This window comes from Botrimarina hoheduenensis (assembly GCF_007859815.1).
GTDB classification, from domain to species: domain Bacteria; phylum Planctomycetota; class Planctomycetia; order Pirellulales; family Lacipirellulaceae; genus Botrimarina; species Botrimarina hoheduenensis.
Genome location: NZ_SJPH01000006.1, coordinates 106769 through 128237 on the forward strand (window position 1 = coordinate 106769; position 21469 = coordinate 128237).

At 63.6% G+C, this 21469-nt stretch carries 18 protein-coding genes; 8 read left to right on the plus strand and 10 right to left on the minus strand.

Annotated elements, in window-relative coordinates; translation table 11 throughout:
- The first annotated feature begins 112 nt into the window (after positions 1 to 112).
- Complete coding sequence (locus Pla111_RS13210; protein WP_146574919.1) at positions 113 to 2383, plus strand: penicillin acylase family protein; 2271 nt, start codon at positions 113 to 115, stop codon at positions 2381 to 2383.
- Between the two features lie 12 nt (positions 2384 to 2395).
- Here Pla111_RS13210 and Pla111_RS13215 read toward each other — a convergent pair whose 3' ends face one another.
- On the minus strand, positions 2396 to 2665 hold the full coding sequence (locus tag Pla111_RS13215) for a hypothetical protein (RefSeq protein WP_146574920.1): 270 nt from the start codon (positions 2663 to 2665) through the stop codon (positions 2396 to 2398).
- Positions 2666 to 3067: 402 nt separating this feature from the next.
- On the opposite strand from Pla111_RS13215, the gene Pla111_RS13220 reads away from it, so the two are divergent.
- Both Pla111_RS13220 and groL read left to right on the plus strand, forming a co-directional pair.
- Positions 3068 to 3385, plus strand: coding sequence for a co-chaperone GroES (locus Pla111_RS13220; RefSeq protein ID WP_146574921.1), 318 nt, complete (start codon positions 3068 to 3070; stop codon positions 3383 to 3385).
- A gap of 166 nt (positions 3386 to 3551) precedes the next feature.
- Positions 3552 to 5171 carry a chaperonin GroEL gene (gene groL, locus Pla111_RS13225; protein ID WP_146574922.1) on the plus strand — a complete coding sequence of 540 codons (1620 nt, stop codon included), beginning with the start codon at positions 3552 to 3554 and terminating at the stop codon, positions 5169 to 5171.
- Between the two features lie 152 nt (positions 5172 to 5323).
- Here groL and Pla111_RS13230 read toward each other — a convergent pair whose 3' ends face one another.
- The 7 genes from Pla111_RS13230 to Pla111_RS13260 all read right to left on the minus strand — a co-directional run bounded on the left by Pla111_RS13230 (position 5324) and on the right by Pla111_RS13260 (position 12564).
- A complete protein-coding gene (locus Pla111_RS13230; RefSeq protein WP_146574923.1) occupies positions 5324 to 5677 on the minus strand; it encodes a DMT family protein in 354 nt (117 codons plus the stop codon).
- A gap of 10 nt (positions 5678 to 5687) precedes the next feature.
- Complete coding sequence (locus tag Pla111_RS13235; protein WP_146574924.1) at positions 5688 to 5963, minus strand: DUF6868 family protein; 276 nt, start codon at positions 5961 to 5963, stop codon at positions 5688 to 5690.
- 85 nt (positions 5964 to 6048) lie between these two features.
- A complete protein-coding gene (gene lepA / locus Pla111_RS13240) occupies positions 6049 to 7947 on the minus strand; it encodes a translation elongation factor 4 (protein WP_146574925.1) in 1899 nt (632 codons plus the stop codon).
- A gap of 190 nt (positions 7948 to 8137) precedes the next feature.
- A complete protein-coding gene (locus tag Pla111_RS13245) occupies positions 8138 to 9079 on the minus strand; it encodes a hypothetical protein (RefSeq protein WP_146574926.1) in 942 nt (313 codons plus the stop codon).
- A 219-nt stretch (positions 9080 to 9298) separates the two neighbouring features.
- On the minus strand, positions 9299 to 10369 hold the full coding sequence (locus Pla111_RS13250; protein ID WP_146574927.1) for a transaldolase family protein: 1071 nt from the start codon (positions 10367 to 10369) through the stop codon (positions 9299 to 9301).
- A complete protein-coding gene (locus tag Pla111_RS13255; RefSeq protein WP_197525025.1) occupies positions 10366 to 11397 on the minus strand; it encodes an acyl-CoA desaturase in 1032 nt (343 codons plus the stop codon). Before Pla111_RS13255 ends, Pla111_RS13250 begins: the two co-directional genes overlap by 4 nt.
- A gap of 159 nt (positions 11398 to 11556) precedes the next feature.
- Positions 11557 to 12564: an ROK family protein gene (locus Pla111_RS13260; RefSeq protein ID WP_146574929.1), complete on the minus strand. Its 1008-nt coding sequence runs from the start codon at positions 12562 to 12564 to the stop codon at positions 11557 to 11559.
- A 229-nt stretch (positions 12565 to 12793) separates the two neighbouring features.
- Here Pla111_RS13260 and Pla111_RS13265 point away from each other — a divergent pair, with 229 nt between their 5' ends.
- Genes Pla111_RS13265 through Pla111_RS13275 form a run of 3 tightly spaced genes read left to right on the plus strand, consistent with a single transcriptional unit; the run spans position 12794 to position 15462 of the window.
- A complete protein-coding gene (locus Pla111_RS13265; protein WP_146574930.1) occupies positions 12794 to 13135 on the plus strand; it encodes an ArsR/SmtB family transcription factor in 342 nt (113 codons plus the stop codon).
- Between the two features lie 44 nt (positions 13136 to 13179).
- On the plus strand, positions 13180 to 13710 hold the full coding sequence (locus tag Pla111_RS13270; protein ID WP_146574931.1) for a rhodanese-like domain-containing protein: 531 nt from the start codon (positions 13180 to 13182) through the stop codon (positions 13708 to 13710).
- 39 nt (positions 13711 to 13749) lie between these two features.
- Positions 13750 to 15462 carry an FAD-dependent oxidoreductase gene (locus Pla111_RS13275; RefSeq protein ID WP_231931022.1) on the plus strand — a complete coding sequence of 571 codons (1713 nt, stop codon included), beginning with the start codon at positions 13750 to 13752 and terminating at the stop codon, positions 15460 to 15462.
- On the opposite strand, the gene Pla111_RS13280 is transcribed toward Pla111_RS13275, so the two are convergent.
- The gene (locus Pla111_RS13280; RefSeq protein WP_146574932.1) at positions 15443 to 16585 is read right to left on the minus strand and encodes a hypothetical protein; all 1143 of its coding nucleotides are present in this window, start codon (positions 16583 to 16585) and stop codon (positions 15443 to 15445) included. The genes Pla111_RS13275 and Pla111_RS13280 overlap by 20 nt on opposite strands.
- A 303-nt stretch (positions 16586 to 16888) precedes the next feature.
- On the opposite strand from Pla111_RS13280, the gene Pla111_RS13285 reads away from it, so the two are divergent.
- Complete coding sequence (locus tag Pla111_RS13285) at positions 16889 to 18040, plus strand: GNAT family N-acetyltransferase (RefSeq protein WP_146574933.1); 1152 nt, start codon at positions 16889 to 16891, stop codon at positions 18038 to 18040.
- On the opposite strand, the gene Pla111_RS13290 is transcribed toward Pla111_RS13285, so the two are convergent.
- A complete protein-coding gene (locus tag Pla111_RS13290; protein WP_146574934.1) occupies positions 18015 to 18254 on the minus strand; it encodes a hypothetical protein in 240 nt (79 codons plus the stop codon). The two genes, Pla111_RS13285 and Pla111_RS13290, sit on opposite strands and share 26 nt — an antisense overlap.
- A gap of 267 nt (positions 18255 to 18521) precedes the next feature.
- Between Pla111_RS13290 and Pla111_RS13295 the strand changes: the two genes are divergently transcribed.
- Complete coding sequence (locus Pla111_RS13295; protein WP_146574935.1) at positions 18522 to 21440, plus strand: CHAT domain-containing protein; 2919 nt, start codon at positions 18522 to 18524, stop codon at positions 21438 to 21440.
- Positions 21441 to 21469: the final 29 nt, after the last annotated feature.

The following is a 21469-nucleotide window of genomic DNA, read 5'->3' on the forward strand; positions in this document are numbered from 1 at the left end:
CAGCATCAAGCCACAACGTCACGGAGAAAGATTCGCCCGACGGTGGACCACGTCACCCAAAAAAGTCACGCAACGCAGGGGATCCGAAGCGTCACCCGCTAGACTCGTAAGCATGGAACGGCTCGAACTTAAGGCGGCTCGCGTCGAGCATACCGCTTACCGCGATGCGGCCGGGGTGCCGCATGTCGAAGCGCGGAGCTGGCACGAAGCGCTCTATCTGCTTGGCTACCTGCACGCGGTTGATCGTCCGACGCAGATGCATTTTGCGCGGACCGTGGCGTCGGGACGCGCGGCTGAGCGGATCGCGAATCGCCCCGAGCTGGTCGAGATGGATCGGTTGTTGCGCCGTTCGGGCATCCAGCGGGGGCTCTCCGACGAGGTCGGCATGCTGTCTGCCGACGTGCTCGCTCCGCTTGAGGCCTATTGTCGTGGCGTGAACGATGGCTTGGCACCGATCGGTCGGACCCTGCCGATGTGGGCCGTCGGCTTCCGTCCGGACGCGTGGAACGCAGAAGCGGTGTTGCTAATCGGCAATCTGCTGAGCTTCGCGGGCCTTGCGGTCGGCGAGCAGGAAGCGGAGCGCGTGCTCCTCGAGTTGATCCAGTTGGGCGTCGATGATGAACGGCTTCGCGAGCTGTTTCGACCCTACCTGGACGGCGTAGATTTCGCACCGCTGCGCGAAGTGCGGATGGCGCGACAACTCTCCGACGATGCGTTGGAGGTGCTCGCCGATCTGCCCCGGCTGGCGGGCAGCAACGCGTGGGCGATTGGGCCCGCGCGCAGCGCTACGGGCGCGGCGCTGCTCGCTTCGGACCCGCATCTGGAAGTCAATCGGTTGCCCGCCATCTGGTACGAGGTGGTGCTGCGTTGGCCGGCCAAAGACGGCGGCACCGACTACGCGCTGGGGGCCACCCTGCCCGGGTGCCCGCTGATGGCGGTCGGAAGAACCCCGCGGCTGTCGTGGGGTGTCACCTACATGCACGCCAACACGAGCGATTATTTTATCGAAGACATCCGCCCCGACGCCGCGGCCGGATGGCAGTATCGGCGCGGCGACGAATGGATCGGCTATCAGCCCCGCATCGAACGGATCCAACGCAAAGGGGCCGAACCCCTCGTGGAACGCGTCTACGCGAACGACGTTGGCGTGCTTACGGAAGAGCCAACCGAGGCCGGCAAGCACCTCTCGGTTGCGTGGGTCGGCAGCCGCCCGGGAAGGGGCGCTTCGATCGGAGCCTGGCTCCAGGTGATCTCGGCTGAATCGACCGAGCAGGCGATGCGGGTCGTGAAAAAGTCGCCCCATCCGTCACTCGTGTGGGTGTTCGCCGACCGACAAGGGCACATCGGCAAGCAAGCCTCGGGATGGCTTCCGGTGCGTGCCCGCGCGTCGGGACTGGTGCCCGTTCCCGCGTGGGATCCGACCAACCACTGGCAAGGCGTGGTGCCGGCGGAGCGCTTGCCGCGCGAGTACGATCCCTCTCGCGGCTTCGTGGCTTCGGCAAACGAGGAGATGTACCTGGCGGACGGCGCCCCGCTGCATTCGCACGGCTTGCACGATTACCGTCGCCGACGGATCGATGAACGGCTGACGGAACTCGCGCACGCTACGGTCGAAGACATGCAGCGGCTGCAGTACGACGTCACGAGCCTTCACGCTCGTGAGCTCTTGCCGGTGCTTCTTACCCACCTGGATGAAGAGCATGTGGTGCGGCGTCGGCTCGAGCACTGGGACCACCGCTTCGACCCCGCGAGCGAAGGTGCCCCGCTCTTCATCGCGTTCTATCGGCTGGTACTGCTCGAGATTTTCGGTGCCGAGCAGGGGATCGGCTGGCGCCGCATGCTTTACCTCACCACACGCATCGGCTATTCGGCGATGCTCTTAACGGCGTGCGATCGCATGCTTCCGAAGGTCACGAGTGCCTGGTGGCAGGATCGCGATAAAGGAGCGCTTATCCGCCGCGCGGCAGACCGAGCGGCGGAGGAACTTGCGCGCAATCCAGCCGGCCAGCGCTGGAGCGATGTCAATGCGTTCCACTTCATCAATCGGTTCTATAGCGGTCGCGGCGGATCGATCACCGGCCGATTGCTGGGGTACGAGTCCTCACGCACGCCGATGCCGGGCTGCCACGCGACCCTGTTTCAGGGGCACTTGAAGGCGACCGCCCGCCGCGAATCGACCTTCGCGCCGAGCTACCACTTTGTGGCCGACCTCTCCACCGACACCGCCTGGACCAATCTGCCGGGCGGGCCTTCCGAGAACCATCTATCCAAGTGGTATCAGTCGGACGTTGCGCGCTGGCGTACCGGGGGGTATAAGCCGCTGGTGGGCGCAGTCCCCCCCACGCCGCTCGTCACCCCAGCGCGTTCGCCGTTTGGCGGCTAGCCGAGCGGTTGGCTAACGCACAACGACGCGCACGCGCGGACCGCCGCTGTAAAAGTGCCGGGTTGTTGCCGGCCACCTCTGCGTGGGGGCGCGGAACGAGACCGACGTGCGGATCGACGGATCGATCGGGGCCCGGGTGCTCCACCGGCGGAGCCGCCATTGGGGACCGGCCTCGACCGCCTCACAGGCCATCAGGCAGAACCCCAGCCCGAGCGCGGCGATCGTTAGCGATTTTTGGAGGGGACGCATGGTCGGGATGCTCCTCGTGGCTTCAGAAGTCATGGCGTGTGCCTAGCGGTGCGCCGGGCGGTTTGAGGAATTATACGCCCGATCGGCAGAAGACGAGGGCAACAGCGGAGTCTGCCATTGTGGCGGTCTGCCGACTCGGTCGGCGGTGCGCAGGGTGGGGTGCCGACCATAGGGGGGGACCGCCATTTTGCGGCGGCTTGGCGGCTTTTCATTGGTTTTCTAGCAATCGGCTCGGGGCGGGGTCGGTCGCACATCCATTGGCACCGCAGTTGCTTACCTTGGGTAGACATCTGTGTTATCGGTGCGCTTTGGCAGCCATTTGGCCGTGAGCCCCGCCCCGCAGAGCCCCTAAGAAATCGATCCCGGGCGGCTTGCGTCGCTCGATCGCGTATCAACTGTTGGTCCACGTCATTCACTCCGCAGGTAAACCCCGTCATGGCGACCGCCACTAAGAAGAAGACCAAGGTCAAGCTCGAGCCGATGGGCGACAAGGTTGTCGTCGAGCGTCTCGCCTCGTCGGACGTCACCGCTGGCGGCATCGTGCTGCCGGATTCATCGAAGGAAAAGCCTAATCGGGGGACGATCGTCGCCGTTGGTCCCGGCAAGCTGCTGGACGACGGCAGCCGTGGCACGCTCCAGGTGAAGGTCGGCGACCAGGTGCTGTTCACCAGCTACGCCCCCGAGACGATCGAACTGGGCGACGAGGAATACCTGCTGATGGGCGAGTCCGACATTCTCGCCGTCGTTGAATAAGCGTCTCGGAAACAGGTGTCGAAGCCACCACCGTCGGCGACGCCCAGCACGGAGCGCCGCTTTGGTGGTGACCCACGAATTCCAATCCCAATCGCCCTACTAAAACCGCCGGCTTGCACCGGGTGGTTTGACCCAAGCCAAAAATCATCCCAAACGGAGATCTCTCATGGCAAAGATGATTGCCTTTGATCAAGAAGCTCGCGACGCCATGCGTCGCGGCGTGCAGAAGCTGGCCCGCGCTGTGAAGGTCACGCTCGGCCCCAAGGGCCGCAACGTCATCATCCAGAAGTCGTTCGGCTCGCCGACCGTGACCAAGGACGGCGTCTCGGTCGCCAAGGAGATCGAGCTGGAAGACACCTACGAAAACATGGGTGCCCAGATGGTGAAGGAGGTCGCCGCCAAGACCTCGGACATCGCCGGAGACGGCACGACCACGGCCACCGTGCTTGCCGAGGCGATCTTCAACGAGGGCCTCAAAGCCGTCGTGGCCGGGGTCAATCCCGTCCAGATGAAGCAGGGCATCGAGAAGGCCGTCGAGGAGATCACCGCCGAGCTCAAGAAGCTCTCGATCAAGGTCAAGAGCACCGAGGAAATGGCCCAGGTCGGCACGGTCGCCAGCAACGGTGACCGCGAGATCGGCGACATGCTCGCTAAGGCCATGGAAAAGGTCGGCAAAGATGGCGTGATCACCGTCGACGAGGGCAAGAGCCTCGCCACCGAGGTTGAGTGGGTCGAGGGCATGCAGTTCGACCGCGGCTATCTGTCGCCCTACTTTGTGACCGATCAGCAGCTGATGGAGTGTGTCCTTGAGGACTGCTACATCCTCGTGCACGAAAAGAAGATCACCAACGTCAAGGACTTGGTGCCCGTCCTGGAGGCGGTCGTCAACAGCGGCAAGCCGCTCTTGATCGTCGCTGAAGACATCGAGGGTGAGGCGCTCGCCACGCTCGTGATCAACAAGCTCCGCGGCACGTTCAACGTGGCGGCGGTCAAGGCTCCTGGCTTCGGCGATCGCCGCAAAGCCATGCTCGCCGACCTGGCGGTGCTCACCGGCGGACAAGCGATTTTTGAAGACCTGGGCGTCAAGCTCGAGACCGTCGGCCTGGCCGATCTCGGCCGTGCCAAGAAGGTCATCATCGGCAAGGACAACACGACCCTCATCGAAGGTGCCGGTAAGAGCGCCGACATCAAGGGCCGGATCGACCAGATCCGCCGCGAGATCGACGCCTGCACCAGCGACTACGACCGCGAGAAGCTCGAAGAGCGGCTGGCGAAGCTCTCTGGCGGCGTGGCCAAGGTCAACGTTGGTGCCGCGACCGAGAGCGAGATGAAGGAGAAGAAGGCCCGTGTTGAAGATGCGCTGCACGCCACGCGGGCGGCCGTTGAAGAAGGCATCCTGCCCGGTGGCGGTGTGGCTCTGGTGCGTTGCTCCAGCAAGGTGAAGCCCACCGGCCTCACCCACGATCAAGAGATCGGCTACAACATCGTCGTCCGCTCCTGCCGTGCCCCGTTGACGGCGATCGCCAGCAACGCCGGCAAGGATGGTGGCGTGGTGTGCGAGAAGGTCGCCTCCGCCAAGGGTGCCGAGGGCTACAACGCCGCGACCGACACGTACGAAGACCTCGTGAAGTCGGGCGTGATCGATCCGGTCAAGGTAACCCGCACGGCCCTGCAGAACGCGGCGAGCGTAGCAACGCTGATGCTGACGTCCGACGCGCTGATCGCCGAGGCTCCGAAGAAGGACAAGAAGGGCGCGGCGGCACCCGGCATGGACGACATGTATTGAGCCGAGTGAGTTTTTAGCCCCGGGTCATAGATCCGGGGCTAAATCAAAATACGAAGAAACGACAAAGCCGCCGGCGCAAGCCGGCGGCTTTTTTTGTGCTTAACGCGCGTCACTCTCTCGCTGCTTGGCATGGTTCTAACCGCCAGCGTGAGCTAATTCGTGGCCGGGGTGCGGAACACGAAATAGACCGCCCCCACAAGGCACAGCGCGGCCCACAGGTGATCCCAACGCAGCGTCGCCTTCATGTAGAACAGGGCGAACGGCACGAACACCGAGAGGGCGATCGCCTCTTGCAGCAGCTTGAGCTGACCCAGGTCGAGCCGTGTGTAGCCGATCCGATTAGCGGGCACCTGCAACAGGTACTCGAACAGGGCAACGCCCCAGCTGGCCAGTGCGGCGACAATCCACGGCTTGTGCCCCAGCTCTTTCAGGTGCGCGTACCACGCGAACGTCATGAACACATTCGAGAGCGTCAGCAGGGCGATCGTCGTCAAGACGGGAGACATCGGAGCGCGCTCAGCCGTGCTGGTCCGGGTACCACGGTGCGGCGATCTTCAGCGCTGCCCAGGGCACGAAAAACAGAATCAGGCTCAGCCCCTTCATCATCGCGAGTATCTCGTAGACCGCCTCGTCGAACGCCTCGGGGCTGAGCCGAAAGAGTTCCGCGTGAATCGCGTACGCGGTGTCGTGCAGCGTGAGGTACAACACCAGACCGAGCGCCTGGATCACGATCGCCACCAGGAAGCAGACGCCGAACGGGTTGGCTATCGCGCTGAGAAATTGGCGGGTCATTTTCGGGTTCCTCCGCGGGGGGGTGAAATGATCGCTCGGGTTAGCGGATCCCAGCGCTCGCCCTGCGGGCGTGTGGCCGCCCGGGTTATTTGCGGCCCTCTTCTTCGCCGGTTTCCAGAACCGCGAGGAACGCTTTCTGTGGGATATCGACCTGGCCGATCGACTTCATCCGCTTCTTCCCTTCCTTCTGCTTTTCCCACAGCTTGCGTTTGCGGCTGATATCGCCGCCGTAGCACTTGGCGGTGACGTTCTTGCTCATGGCCTTGATCGTTTCGCGCGCGACAACGCGGGTGCCAATGGCGGCTTGCAGCGGCACCTCGAACATGTGGCGCGGGATCTCTTCCTTGAGCTTCTTGATGACCGCCCGGCCGCGTGTCTCGGAGTCGCGTTTGTCGCACACGATCGAGAGCGCATCGACCCGCTCACCCTTGACCAAGATGTCGAGCCGCACGAGGTCGCCGGTTTCGTAGCCGCGCAGCTCGTAGTCCATCGTCCCGTAGCCACGCGTGATGCTCTTCAGGCGATCGTGCATGTCGTACACCACCTCGGCCAGAGCTAGGTCATAGACCAGCATTGCCCGCGTGGGGGAAAGATACTCTTGCCGCACAAACACCCCGCGGCGGTCCGCACAGAGCTTCATGATGCCACCGATGTAATCGACCGGCAGGACGAAGCTGACGCGGACAATCGGCTGCTGGAAGTCTTCGATATCGCCGTTGGCGGGCACGCGCTGCGGCGTGTGAACGTCGATCCAGTCGCCGTCTTTGACCTTGATGCGGTAGGTGACGTTCGGCGCGGTCTGGACGAGGTCGATATCCGATTCACCCTCCAGCCGCTGCTGCACGATCTCCATGTGCAGCAGGCCCAGAAAGCCGCAGCGGAAGCCGAAGCCCAGGGCGTCGGAGGTCTCGGGCTCGAACACAAAGCTGGGGTCGTTTACCTGGAGCTTGCTGAGCGCCTCGCGCAGGTTCTCGAAGTCTTGGCCGTCGGAGGGGTACAGCCCACAGAAGACCATCCGTTTGGGTTGTTCGTAGCCGGGCAGGGCGGCGGCCGGTTCGCCCTGGGCGACGCTCAGCGTGTCGCCGATGTGGACCTGGCCAAGCGACTTGATGTTGCACACCACATAGCCAACCTGTCCGGCCGACAGGTGCTCACGCGGAACGCGGCGCGGGGCGAGCTGGCCGAGCTCGACAACCTCGTGGGCGGTGCCGGCCTGGAGAAACTTGACGCGGTCGCCTTTGCGCACGACGCCGTTCATGACTCGCACGTAGATGATCGCGCCGCGGAACTCGTCGTAAACGCTGTCGAAGACCATCGCCTGGAGCGTGGCGTCCAGCTTGCCCGTGGGGGCGGGAACGCGAGCGATGATCGCGTCGATCACGGCCTGGCAGTTGAGGCCGGTCTTCGCGCTGCAGCCGATCGCGTCTTCGGCGTCGAGACCGAGGGTTTGCTCGATCTCTTCCTTGACCTCTTCGGGCCGGGCGTGGACGAGGTCGATCTTGTTGAGGACCGGGATGATCTCAAGGTTGTGTTCGATCGCGTTGTAGGCGTTGGCAACCGTTTGGGCCTCGACCCCCTGGAAAGCATCGACCAGCAGCAACGCTCCTTCGCAACAGGTGAGCGAACGCGAGACCTCGTACTGAAAATCGACGTGGCCGGGTGTATCGATCAGATTGAGCTCGTACTCGGTCCCGTGGTGCGTGTAGCGCATCGACACCGCGCGGGCCTTGATCGTGATGCCGCGTTGCCGCTCGAGATCCATGTCGTCGAGCAGCTGCTCCTTCATGTCGCGCTTGCTAACCGTGCCTGTCACCTCTAGCAGGCGATCCGCGAGGGTGCTCTTGCCGTGGTCGATGTGCGCGATGATCGAGAAGTTGCGGATCCGCGCGGGGTCGATCAGCGGGGCTTGCTTGCCGCGTTTGGCAGAGGTGCCCGGGCTGGCGCTGGGGGGGGTCGGCGTGGGCGTAGCGGGGACGTCGGCCATTGCGGCGTGTCGAGCGGTGTCGGAGGGAGCGAAGGCGGGGCCAATCGGTACGCCGAGCACGCTGAGCGGCACTTTGCTCGGTGAGGGACGGCAACTTACAGGCAAACCGTCTATTTGACCTCGCCACCACCGGCAACGGAAGAGCGACGCCCGCCGAGGGTTTCGGCTTCAGGCTGCTATCGTCGGGCTTTCACGGGCTGCTGGCCGCCGCCGCTTGGCCTTCAAAACGACGAAAAACGTTGAGCGCGGGGGGGCTCGGTGCTGTGCCGATCATGCCCGTCACCTCGGTCCAGGTGCCGTCAACAAGGGACAGAGCGTATCCGCCGGAGATTCCGTCGGGGGCAGACCGCTCTCCCTCCAGGAGCTGGTAATTGTTGAACCAGAAAGTCGCCACTCCGCCCGCGACGCGGATCTCCCAGTCGGTCTTCCAGATCCGCACGGTCTTGCCGTCGCGGCTCAGCCGGACCGCCTCGACGCCGGGTTCAACGAGTTTTTCGATGACCGTCCCGTCGGGGCGTTCACACCGCCAGGTGCCCAGCGCAAGCTGTTCGAGTTCGGCTTTCCGCTGATCGTCGGAGCGGTTGATCTGGAAGGGTTCGGCATTGCTCGAGGGCCACAGCCGCGTCGCTTTGCCGGGGACAAATTGGGCGGTTGGTGCCAAAGGGGCGACACGCGAATTGCTAGGCCGCACGGGGCGATTGGCCCCCGTAGTCACCCGACGAAACGCGTCGAAACGCGGGGGGCCTATCGCGTCGGCCTCCAGACGCACCATTTCGTACCATGCGTCGTCCGTGACTTTCAGCAGGTACTGTCCCGCATAACTAGGCGGAAAGACCCGCCCGCCCTCAAGGCTTTCAAAGTTGCCAAACTTGTAGAGCACAAATTCGCCGACGGCCTCGAGCTGCCACTCACAGCGCCATTTCATCGAGACGACATCGTCAAGATAGATCGTGACGGTCTCGTGATCCTCGTCGACCTCTTTCACGTTGCGTTGACGCACGCCGTTGTTGTTGGACTCAATTTCCCAGGTCCCAAGACACTGCCGACGGACCGCTTCGAGATCGACGGCACCGCAGGGGGCAACTTGCAGCAGGCAAACGACGGTGCAGCAAAGCAGGGCAGGGCGGCGCATGGCTTTCTCTGGAAGGGGACACATGGGCTCTTGTAGGGCACACACGGAGATCGACACCGAAAATTCGGACCGGTCAGGTGAGATAATCCTCACTCGCGATGCTAGGCGGCTTGGAAACCGCAAACAAGCAACTTCTCTAGCGAGAGGCAAGCTTTTTTAAGCGTGGTCAGCAACGGTGATCGCTGCGCGATGTCGAAGCCGACGCCTTGCTTTTCACGGCTAGCGGCTCGCTAGCTCTGCCCGCTTGCGGGCGATCGTCTCCAGAAGCTGCTTCTGCGGGTCGGCAAATTTTTGCACCCCTTCGCGCATGAGCGTCGTTTCCAGGTGTGCGAAATCAACCTGAGCGGCGATGTTGGCCAGAATCGCGGGCGCGGCCTGCTCATCGACACGGCGGCCGAAGGTCAGCCCGCTGGCTTGTGTCGCAGCGTTGGTAGCGGGGGGATTGGTCTGGATGTCACTCCCGGCGAGCGCCTCGACGTACTTCCAGGCCTTGTCTTCCGGCTTCTTCGTGCCGGTGCTCGCGAAGATGATTTCTTGGTGGAGGTCCAGCTCGGGGTGCTGGGCGGCGGCCTTCTTCCAAAAGTCTTGGTTAGCCTGCCACACCTGCTTGGCGTTCACGATGCCGACCTGTCCGCGGGTTGGGGCGGACAGTTCCGAACAGTGCTGATCGGTGTACACATCGATCCGCGAGACAAAGATGCTGTAGACGCTCTTGAAGCCGGAGAGTGTCTCTCTCCTCAGGGCACCACGCCACACCGCGTCGCGCGCGCGCTCGTACTGTTCGAGCGTGAACAGCAGGGTCACGTTGAGCGTGATCCCCGCGGCGGCAAGCTCCTCGAGCGCGTCGATCCCCGCAGGGGTAGCGGGCACCTTGATCATGCGGTTCTCTTGGCCCACACTCCACTCGTTGCCCAGCTCGATATACCGCGCCACACGCTCTTCGTGCGGCAGATTAAGCGTGGGGTCTTCGATCAACGGGTCGAGCTCGAAGCTCACCCAACCGTCGTCGCAGCCGGTGTCTTCCCAGATGGGTAGAAAAGCTTCTTGCGCGAGACTCACGACATGGTCGGCCATGGCCCATGCGATGTCGTCGTCGTCGAAACCCTCTGAGATTAGCTCGGCGATGAGGTCATCGAAGCGCCCGGTGCCGATCAGGTCGGCGATGATTGCCGGGTTTGATGTGGCACCCGTTGCGCCGTAATCGAGATTCTGCTCGACGAGCTCGGGATCGACCGAGTCCAGCCACAGCTTGGTTCCGCAGGCAATGAGCGATTCGAGTGGCGTGGTCATGGATGCTTGGATTCCTGGCGGGGAGTCAGCTCAGGTGCTCTGTGTGACGCAGCGTGCGGCGCTGCTGCCTTCTTTCTCGGAGGTTCTGAGCGTGGTTGCAAGTGGTGCAGCGGCGCGGCGGCAGCTTCCCTCACCGCCGTCACGGGGACGATATCCCACACCAGCCCACAAGCACGCAGCAGCCGGATCGAAGCGTAAGTGACGTCGATTTCCCACCACCGATGGCCGTGGGCGGCGGCACGCTGATCGGCGTGATGGTTGTTGTGCCATCCTTCGCCGTTGCTGATGAGCCCCACCAAGAAGTTGTTGCGAGAATTCTCGCGTGTGTCGTAGTTGCGATAGCCCCAGGTGTGCGCGATCGAGTTCACGCTCCATGTGATGTGCCAAACAAGCACCGTGCGAACGAAGACCCCCCACACCAGCACGCTCAGGCCCAGTCGCAAGGCTTCTTGTGCCGATCCGCTCACGAGCCATCCGGCACCAAAGCCGGCAATCAAAAAAAGCGCGGCATGGGCCGCATAGACCCAGACCCAGCGTAGATTGCGTTCGAGACCCAGGTAAAAAGGGTCGCGGAGCACGTCGCGGGCGTACTTTTCATAGGCGGCCGCGGAGTTGAGCGAGGGATTCTCGACGAACACCCATCCTACGTGTCCCCAAAACAACGAACCAAGCGGCGAGTGGGGATCTTCCTCGCGGTCAGAGTGTTGGTGGTGAGCTCGGTGGGTCGCGACAAAATGCCCTGGAGTTTTTTCGAGGCAGCATACGCCCAGCACGGCAAGCAGATGTTCGAGCCACGCAGCGCAGCGAAAACTCCGATGGGTCAGCAGGCGGTGATACCCCAGATTGATGCCCAGCGTGCCGAACACGTAGCAGCCCGCGATGGCCAGCGCCACGCCCCACCAGCTGAAAAGCCACGGTGAGAACGCCGTGGCGGCCAAAAGATGGATCGTGAGCACCGTTGCCAGTGCAGGCCAATCGATCCGGCGTGGCGCTGCCGAGGGGGTGGCTACGGCGTTCGGGGGCGACATTCGGGGGCGGCCTGCGTGGTGCATACGGTTGGAGCCCCGCAACCTACGCTTGCGGTCTAACGCCGGTCTAGGTCAAACGATCAAGGTACGACCAATCGAGCCTAAAATCGCGGCTAAACCGATCGAGCGTCGGTTGCCACTACGGCTCGGCGTGGGGGCTTAGCCCTTGAGGCAATCCGCTCGGGCAAGCCCCGCGGCACCGATGTAGCCCGCGTTCCCGCCAAGCTCGGCAAAGTCGATGGCGATGGCGTCGCGAAGGCTTGGGATCAACCGCTGACGGGTTTGGTTCCGCACTTCCGCTAAGAAACGCTCCCCCAGCGGGTGACCCGCACCGCCGAAGGTCAGCGATCCACCGATGACGACGGCTTCGGGATCGATCGTGTGGACCACGGTGACGATCCCGATCGCCAGATAACGAGCCGTATCGAGCACGATCTGATGGGCGATCGCGTCGCCCGCTTCGGCGGCGTTGGCGATCAGTAGCGGTGAGAGTTCTTCGCCCGCTTCGATGCTATCGCGGAGCGAAGTCTCGACGAACTGATCCGCCAAGATGCGGCGCGCCTGCGCCACCACGCCGTAGCTACCGCAGTAGCCTTCCAGGCTGCCGCGAATCCCGAGCGAGTTGAGCGGGGCAGTCGGAGAGGCATCGATAATGATGTGGCCGATCTCGCCGCCGCAGCTGTGCTCGCCGTCGAGCACGCGATCGTTGAGGATAATGCCCCCGCCCACGCCCGTGCCGAGGGTGACCATCACCAAGCTGTTGTATTTGGCCCCGGCTCCGCCCCAGTATTCGCCATAGGCCGCGGCGTTGGCGTCGTTCTCGTAGTTGACGCGGAGGCCCGTGGCTTTAGCAAAGAGATCCCGAAGCGGTGTGTTGTGCCAAGCGGGCAGGTTGCCGGGGCAGAGCAGCATGCCGGCCTTGAGGTCCATCGGGCCGGGCGAAGCGAGGCCGACCGCGTGCAACGCTTTTTTGAGACCCGCCTCGGCGGCAAGTTCTTGGAGGGTCGCAGCGACACGCTCCGCCACGGCTCCGGGTCCGTCTTCTTGCTGGGTAGGGATCGAACGAAACGCGATCGGTTGAGCGTCGTCGCCAACCAGCCCGATCTTGATGTTGGTTCCGCCAATATCGATACCGGCGTAGACCGCCGCTTGGTTGGCCTCGGGCATAGCTGAGCGGTGGGGCTGCGAGTTGAGCGAGAAGGAAAGCGGGTTTCGTGGTGTGCGGCTAACGCACAAGGATCGTAAGGGGCGTGCTGCTGGTTCGCAATTCCGAACCTGAGCCGCCAACGGCAAGCCAGCCCTGGCTCAGCGCACCGTCTACGACAGTTGTCGCGACAAGATGCCGCGGCAAAAAAACTTATTGATATATCGGAATGTGACGATATATTGATGTGTTATGGGAAAGAAGAAAACCACATCGGCTCCGCCAGCCGGCCCCCGAATCACGCCGCTGGATCAGCTCGCCGAAGCCGCCGAGTGCCTGCGTGTGCTCGCCCACCCGCACCGGCTGCGGATGCTGCAGCTGGTTCGCCAGGGGGACTTCACCGTGGGCGAGCTTGCCGCGGCTTGTGAAATCGTGAGTCCCGCTGCTTCGGAGCACCTGCGGCTGATGGAGCGGTGCGGGTTCTTGGTGGCAGACCAACGAGGCCGCCGCCGCTATTACCGCTTGGCAGAGGAACACGTCCCGCATCTGACGGCGATCTTGACCTGCATCGAGTCACGCTTCGGTGCCGCTTGAAACCCTTGAGAAATTCTTCAACCAATTACCCCGGGTAACCCCTCATGAGCGCAGTTCCTACGATCACTCCCGAAGAGCTTCGCGCCAAGTTGAGCAGTGGCGTGGTGTTGATCGATGTTCGCACTCCCGCCGAGTTCGGCGAGGCGCACGTCGAGGGCGCTCGAAACGTGCCGCTTGATCGGCTCGATCCGTCGAAGTTTCTCAACCAGCCGGGAACCCTGCACGTCATCTGTCAACGCGGCGGGCGTGCAAAGCAGGCTTGCGAAAAACTGCTGTCGGCCGGGGTTCTCGATTTGGTGAACGTCGAGGGGGGCACCTCCGCTTGCGAATCCGGCGGGCTGCCGCTGGTGAGGGGGGCCAAGGCGATCTCGCTTGAGCGTCAGGTCCGTATCGCTGCCGGGTCGCTCGTGGTGCTGAGCGTCCTGTTGGGGGTGTTGGTGCATCCGGCATGGTTGGGGCTCGCCGGCTTTGTGGGCGCTGGCCTGGTCTTTGCGGGGGTCACGGACACCTGTGGGATGGGCATGCTCTTGGCCCGGATGCCTTGGAATCAACGTGCGACCAGCTGCACCCGCTAACCCGAATCTCTTCCCAAACGAATCTCACCCGAGCTTGCCGTGACCCACGTTATTTCCGCCGCTGTAGCGAAGACTCCTCCCCTTAAGATCGTCATCGTGGGGGCCGTTGCCGGGGGCGCGAGCGCGGCCGCCCGCGCGCGGCGATTGAGCGAGGACAGCGAGATCCTCCTCATCGAGCGGGGGCACGAGCCGTCTTTTGCTAACTGCGGCATGCCCTACTACATCGGTGGCGAGATCGCTCACCGCGAGAAACTGCTCGTTGCTCCCGTGCAGCTGCTCCGCGAGCGTCTCAAACTTGATGTCCGCACGCGGCACGAATGCCTTTCCATCGATCGTGCTCGAAAGACGGTGCGCATTCTCGAAGTCGATACCGGCAAGGAGTATGTCGAAACGTATGATCGACTGATTCTTTCGCCCGGTGCTGCGCCGCTACGGCCCCCGCTGCCGGGAGTTAATCTGCCCCGCGTACACACGTTGCGGAATCTGTCCGATGCGGACCGTCTGCTTGCCGCTAGCAAAGCGGGGGGGCGAGCGGTGGTGGTTGGCGGCGGCTTCATCGGCATCGAGATGGTCGAGAATCTTCTTCGCCGGGGAATCAAGACAACGCTGCTCGAAAGAAATCCGCAGGTGCTCACGCCCTGGGATCCGGAAATGGTTTCGGCTTTTGCGGAAACGCTCCGCGACCGCGGCGTTGATCTGCGACTCGGCGAAGAGGTGACCGCCTTCGGTGAGTTGCCCTGCGGCATCAGCGTTGAAACCTCGGCTGGCGATGTTCTGGAAGCCGATTTTGTCGTGCTCGCGATCGGGGTCCGCCCCGAAGACGACCTGGCCCGCGCCGCCGGGCTCGCAGTCGCTGCGCGCGGCGGAATCGTGACGAATCCCCGCATGCAGACTAGCGATCCGGACATCTACGCGGTCGGAGACGCCGTGGAAGTGCGACACGTCGTTACAAAAGAAACCACTCGGATCCCGCTCGCAGGACCCGCGAACCGACAGGGACGCATCGCGGCAGACGCGTGCTTTGGGCGCACTTCTACTTTTCGTGGTGTGCAGGGGACCGCCATCGTTGGCCTGTTTGATCACACCGCCGCGATGACCGGGCTCAGCGAGAAAGCTTGCCGTGCAGCGGGGATTGCTCACGAGAAGATCTACGTCCACCCCGCGCATCACGCCGGTTACTACCCGGGAGCCGAGCGCATTTCGCTGAAGCTGGTTTTTGATCCGCAAGACGGCCGTGTCTTAGGGGCCCAAGCCGTTGGCGGAGCGGGTATCGATAAGCGCATCGATGTGATCGCGATGGCGCTTCAAGCCGGCATGACGGTGTTCGATCTTGAGGAAGCCGAGCTGTGTTACGCGCCGCAATTCGGATCCGCCAAGGATCCGGTGAATATGGCGGGCTTTGTGGCGGCGGGCGTGGTTCGCGGCGATCAGCCGATTGTTCACGCCGATCAGATCGAGGAGCTTGTCACCGCGGGTGCTTACGTGCTCGATGTGCGAACGCCGGCTGAATTTGCGCGGGGAGCGATCCCCGCCGCGATCAACATCCCGATGGAAGAACTGCGCGCGCGGCTGCAAGAGCTGCCGCGCGAGCGGGCGATAATTGCCTACTGCCAAGTCGGCATGCGGGGCTACTTGGCGACGCGTGTGCTACTGCAGAGCGGATTCGATAAGGTGCGGAATCTCTCCGGGGGATACACGACCTATCGGCAGAAATTCGCCGCGCCGATGCTTGTCAGCCCGGCTGCCCGTTAGCGCGTAGCTCGGTCGAAGAGACATCGAGCCGAAACGCTTCCTCGCTAACCGCGTCACAGAGGGTGGCGAGTTTCGGGGGGAGGGCGAGATCGCCCAGCGCGACGAAGCGTTCGCCCATCGTCCGGCCGAAGACCAGGAATCGGCACCCGCGCTCGGCGAACTCGGCAAACTGCCGATCACGCTCCTGCGGATCGCCGCCGCAGTAGCGCGCGTCCGCGAGGCGCTGCAGGGTATCGGCCCCCACGGCAAAGACGCAGCCCGGAGCCAGGCGCGCCTTTTCAACAAAGGTAGCCGCTGCCGTGATCCAAAGCGGACGCTGAGCGAGCCCTTCCTGACGCTCGGCAATCTCCAAAAAGTCGAGCGGTAGCTTATCGACATTCGTCAGCGACAGCTCGAAGACCGCCACGCTGCCAAGTAGCTTTTCGGCATAGGCCGCCATGCGGGCGTGCCCTTCATGGAACGGATTGAACGATCCGGGAAGCAGCAAGCGCGGCGTTTTGGGAGCATCTGGCGTTGCCCACACGCTTTGCTCTCCGGAGAGCAAAGCGCCGAGTTCTTCGCTGCCGTGACGGCGGATGCTCGCTTCGATACCGGGAGGCGACTTGCTAAGGTCGAGTTCGCGGACACCGGCGGCGTCGGCCAAAAGGGCGAGGAGCGCCCGCTCCGTGACGGATTCTTCCTCCGCCCGGGTGCGTCGCCCTTTTTCCAGATGCAGTGACAGTGCCAGAGTCCGCTCGGTGGTCTGAGCGGCAACGTACAGACGATGCTCGCCCCGTTTGGGCCGATCGGTCACGAGGCTCGCCGTTGCACCAATGCCGATAAGCGTGCGGGGCTCGGCATGGGGCGCGAGCCGCCGGGCACGAAGCCAGCTCGCCATCGCCATTGCGCGGGCGGTTTCTTCGGAGCAAGCCTGCTCAGGCTTCGCCCCGAGCCAATCCGTTAGCGCTGCCTCTGCCTGGGGGGCGATCGCTTCGAGCACGCTCTTTGAAGCACCGGGGACACCCAGCAGCCGGCCGATGGCTCCGCTGCCTCCACCGGCAGCCGCCAAGACGATCCGCCGACCGGCCGCGAGCACGGCGGCTTCCAGGGAGAGGTTGCAGGGGAGGTCAGCAGGTTTCGCCACTTATCGTCCTCAGGGGAGGAGGCGTGCAGAGCTTCGTTTTGTTGCCGGAATACCACTCACCATGGCGACTGTGTCGCGGAACGGCAACCGACGCTGAGCCGGAGAGGTGGTGTTTTCGCACCACGAGGCGATCGGGCCACCGCTGAGCGCTGCTCTGTGACAATCAGGACGAAAACGCGGCCCCCCGAAGGGGCTGCAACGCGGTGGGTACGTCGGTTGCTCTGTATCTGGCTCGAAGCGAAGCCGTGATCGGTTTCCGCCGGTCGTCCGAAACGTCCCGCCTCCAAACGAGCAACGCGAGCGATGAGTCGAACCGACGTTATCGAAATCAATCGGATCGAAGACCTTCAGTCTTACCATCTGGCATGGTCAGCGCTGCACGCGGAAACACCGGGTGCCTCTTTCTTCCATACACTCGAGTGGCTGACCGCTTACTGGAACCACCACGGCAAAGGGAAACGCCTGCGGGTGCTGATCGTTCGTAGCAGCGGACGACCGATCGGAATCGTGCCCCTGTGCGAGGTCCGCGAGAGCGGCAGCCTCGGTCCGGTAACGGTGCTCACCTACCCGCTCGAAAATTGGGGCACGGTCTACGGCCCGATTGGCCCGTTCACGACCGCCACTATGACCTTGGCGATGCGGCACATCTCCCAGACCCCACGCACCTGGGATGTCTTTGAGCCGCGTTGGACGGCGCACGATTCCGACGATCACGGCCGCACCCTAAGGGCGATGCGTGGGGCCGGTTTTAGTGCGACGTTGTCGAATGACTGGTCGACTTCGGTGATCGATTGCGATCACTTTGCGGACTGGGATTCCTACCTGTACTCGCGGTCTCACAAGGTGCGGCATGAGCTGCGGCGTCAACGTCGCCAGCTTGAACGGGCCGGTGTCGTCGAGCACCTACACTACCGTCCGACCGCTCTGTGCGAGGGGGGCGGCGATCCGCGGTGGGATCTCTTCGAGCACTGCGTGGCGGTTTCGCGACTCACGTGGCAAGCGACTTCGAACACGGGCAACACGCTGTGTGACCGCCGTGTGAACCCGATGCTCCGCACCGCTCATGAGCAGGCTGCTCGGCTCGGCATGCTAGACCTGCATCTGCTCACGATCGACGGCGTTCCGTCAGCGTTCTTCTACGGGCACCACTGCCATGGCGTAACCAGCGGGCTACGAATGGGCTACGACCCCGCATCGCCCAAGGGCGCCGGGGCCGTGTTGTTTGGTATGGTTATCGAACGGGCGTTCGCGTTGGGCGATCGCCGCCTTGATCTAGGAGCCGGCGACGAAAACTACAAGAAGCGGTACCGCACGTCGGTCACCACCACCGCACGCATCACCCACACGCCGTTGACGGCATGGCGTCCGCAACTGGTTGGCGCGGGCCGCTGGGTGCGGGCGCAGCTTGGTCGGCCTTTTGGCAAGGCCGTTAGTTCGACTGCTGCTCGCTCTTGATCGCTTCGGACTGGGCCTTCAACGCGGCCGCCTCTTTAGCGAGCTTGAACTCCGAGCTCGGCGCGTAGTACTGAACATCGTCGGTCAGATAGTAGGGGCTGGGCAGGGTCTGCCCCGCAACATCGATCTGGCACCCGGTCAACGCGGCACAAGCCACCAGCAGCAAGCCAGCGACCATGCCATAAGCCGTTGCCGTCTGATTGCCCTTATTCATCGCTAGTCGTCTCCGGAAAGCGGTCAGCGGCGGGAGCGAGGGGAGGCAAACAAGCGAGCCGGTCGCACGAATCTCACGCCGTTACCACCGTCATCGTCGCTACGAGCGGTAAACTCCACACAATCGGACCAATCCGGAGAGAAAAGTCTCCACGCCAGACGAACCACTAGGCGCGATGGCTCACGAAGAAGCGCCTCGTTTCGCACAAACTCGGGCGAGAAAGCCGGTTTTAGGCGGGTTATCGCGTACGCTTGCAAGACCGTGTTTATGAACCGCCTCCGCCGTCGTTGCTCCGCCTACTTGCCTTTCCGGGCGTTGCTGGCCTTGCCGATCCTGGCTTTGCTAGCAGCGGTGCCGCTGGCAGCGCAGACGGGCCGGGCGATCCCCGGAGCGGGCTACTTTGCGGCTCTGGACGATCTTTACGCCGCCGACTACACGCGGGCGGAACGCGGCTTCGTCTCGGAACTGCGTGGGGGGATCAAGACGACCGAAGCGCGGTGGATCGACTCGATCTGTTACTTCACGATGCTCGGCGAGACTTACTTCGTGCAGGGCGCACACGCGGCCGCTCTGGATCAGTTCGATCAAGCGATCGACCTTTTCATGGCGAATCGTGCTTGGCTTACGACGGTACAGCTGAACCAGCCGGTGCGTGAGGACCTCAATCTGCCACGCCGCATGCCGGCTTGGGCTCGACCTTTGCGGGCAGCCCGCTATTGCGACGTGCCGGCGACTTTTCTGGCAACGATTGGACGCATCGACAATTCGCAGCAGGCTCAGCAAGGGGGCATCATCCAAGCGGCGCAGTTCTGGCAGCTCGATGCCCAAGAGCTCGCCCGCTGTGTCGCTTGGTCGATCTACCGTCGAGGTGAGTTGCTTGGCCCGCTGGCACCCTACGACGCGCGTCAAAAAGCGGTGAGCGATCTTGTTGCGCGAGGCGGTTTAGCCCCGGCAACGGCCTGGAGCAACGCCTGGGTGAATCTGTGGCAGGGCGTTGCCGCCCTCTCGCTCGAGAGCCCGAAGACCGCTCTGCCTCACTTGCAACAGGCCACGCAGATGGGGCCGTTTGATCACCCGCTTACCGGGATCGCGCTGCTGGCGCAGGGGCGGCTTGCGCTCGAAGCGCAGCAAGCCGTCGCTCCTCAATTGCTACACGACGCCGCGATGGCGGGCGTCGCTTACGAAGACTATCTGGTTGTCGCTGAGGCGGTTCGCTACGCCCATCAGTTGCAACTGAGCATCGACCCCCGACCGCTTCCTTGGCTTGAGCCTATGGCGGCGTGGTGCACGCAGCGCGGGCTGGATGAGACGGCCATCCGCTGCCGACTTGCTCTTTCCGAGTGCGCGCTCGAAGCCCGCCGGCCCGCCGACGCGGCGGCGCTGTTGCGGGGTGTGATGGGCCGCAATCGGTTCGTGGGGCGCGGGCCCTTAGGACGCGAGGCCGAACGGCTTTCGCTGATCGTTGCCGCCCAACAGGGCGCCGGCGCAAAGGCCGAACTGCAGGCGGCCCAACTGATCACCAAACAGAGGTCCTACTCATTGCGCGGATACCGACGCGGTATCGCCGACGCGGCGATCGAATCGGGGCTTCTCTCGCCACGTAACGCCGAACGGGTGTACGAGCGTTTGCTCGCCGATCCGTCCGCTGCCGACTGGCGTGACGATCCGCTCGATACGCTCGCGGATCTGGCTGACGAATCGACCAACTCGTTCGATCGCTGGTTTGCCGCAGCAACGGTCCGGCGTAGCGCCGAGACGATGCTTGCCGTGGCCGAGCAGCAATCGCGGCGAAGGTTTCTGGCGGGGCAGCCACTAGGCGGCCGCGTCTTGAGCTTACGCTTGTTACTCGAAACCTCTGCCGAGGCTTTGGGAGATAAGGCGGTTGATGCGAAGGGGGCCATCCTCGATCGCCGCCGCGACTTTGTCGAATTCTCGGCTCGTGCTGAGCCGCTGCTGGCCAAGCTCAAACTGGCCGCGGGTTCCGCTCGAGATCAGCGTGATTGGGAGGCAACCCTCGACGCACGCGAGGCGATCCTCACGCAGATCGCGCTCTCGCGGTTACCGACGCCGCTCGTCGCAGCCCCATCAGCGGGCAAAGAAATCACGAAGCAATTGACCCCCGGCAGCGCAATCCTGCTCTTGCGCGTTGGGGCGGGCGAGGTCTTCGGCATGGCGGTGTCGCCCACCGGCGTCGAGGCCTGGCGGATCGGTGATGAACGTGAAACGAATCGTCAATTGGTCGCGGTGCTGAAGCTCATTGCCGGGGTTGGTCGGCAGCAACGCTGGACGGTAGCAGCACTCGTCGACACGGCGTGGCGCGACGCGTCGGCCGAGCTGGCGGGGCTCTTGCTCAGCGGCGCGCCGGCCGAGATACGGTCGGCCGATCACCTGACAATTATCCCCGACGCCTCGCTGTGGCACACCCCCTGGCCGGCGCTGATGGTGGGCGACGAAACCAAAGGGCTTGCCCCTCTGATCGAGCAGCGGTCGTTCGCGCTGGCCCCCACACTGGGACACGCGCTAAAGCCAAGCGGTGAGCGGCGCCGTCTCGAAACAACGGGAGTGATTGGTTTCTTACCCGGTGCCGATGCCCCGCAAGACCCGATTGCGCAACGCGCCCCCGGCGCGGTGGTGATCGAGGCCAAGCCCGCCGCATCGCCAGCAGCCCTCAAGACACTGCTCGATGCCGCGATCATCTCGATCGATCAAGATCTAGAGATCGAGGCTCCCCTTGCGTTGCGACTGCTGCCGGCCGGCCGCGGTCGTTTCGCAACACTCGAGGGCTGGACACGGTTGCCGACCGTGGCACCCACCATGGTGGTGCTGACCGGCCTCCATTCGGCAGCGGAAGATTTACAGGCCGCGTTACGCTCGCGGAAGCGCGGCACGCGGCGGATTGGCGACGAGGTGTTTCATGCGGTCTGTTCCTTGCTGGCGCCGGGAACCTCAACCGTGCTGATGTCGCAATGGTCGAGCGGCGGGCTCCATGAACGAGAGCTGATCGCAGAGTTCATGGTGGGCGTGCGTTCGTTACCGCCGGGCGAGGCGTGGCGGCGCAGTGTCGAGCTAAACCGAACGCGGCTGTTGAATCTGGGCGCCGAGCCGCGGGTTTCGGCCGAGGAGGCCGAGGCGGGCGTCGATGGATCGCACCCGCTGTTTTGGTGCGGATTTCTGTTAGTCGATTAGTCTTAGCGAAAAAATTTCCCGATTTCTTG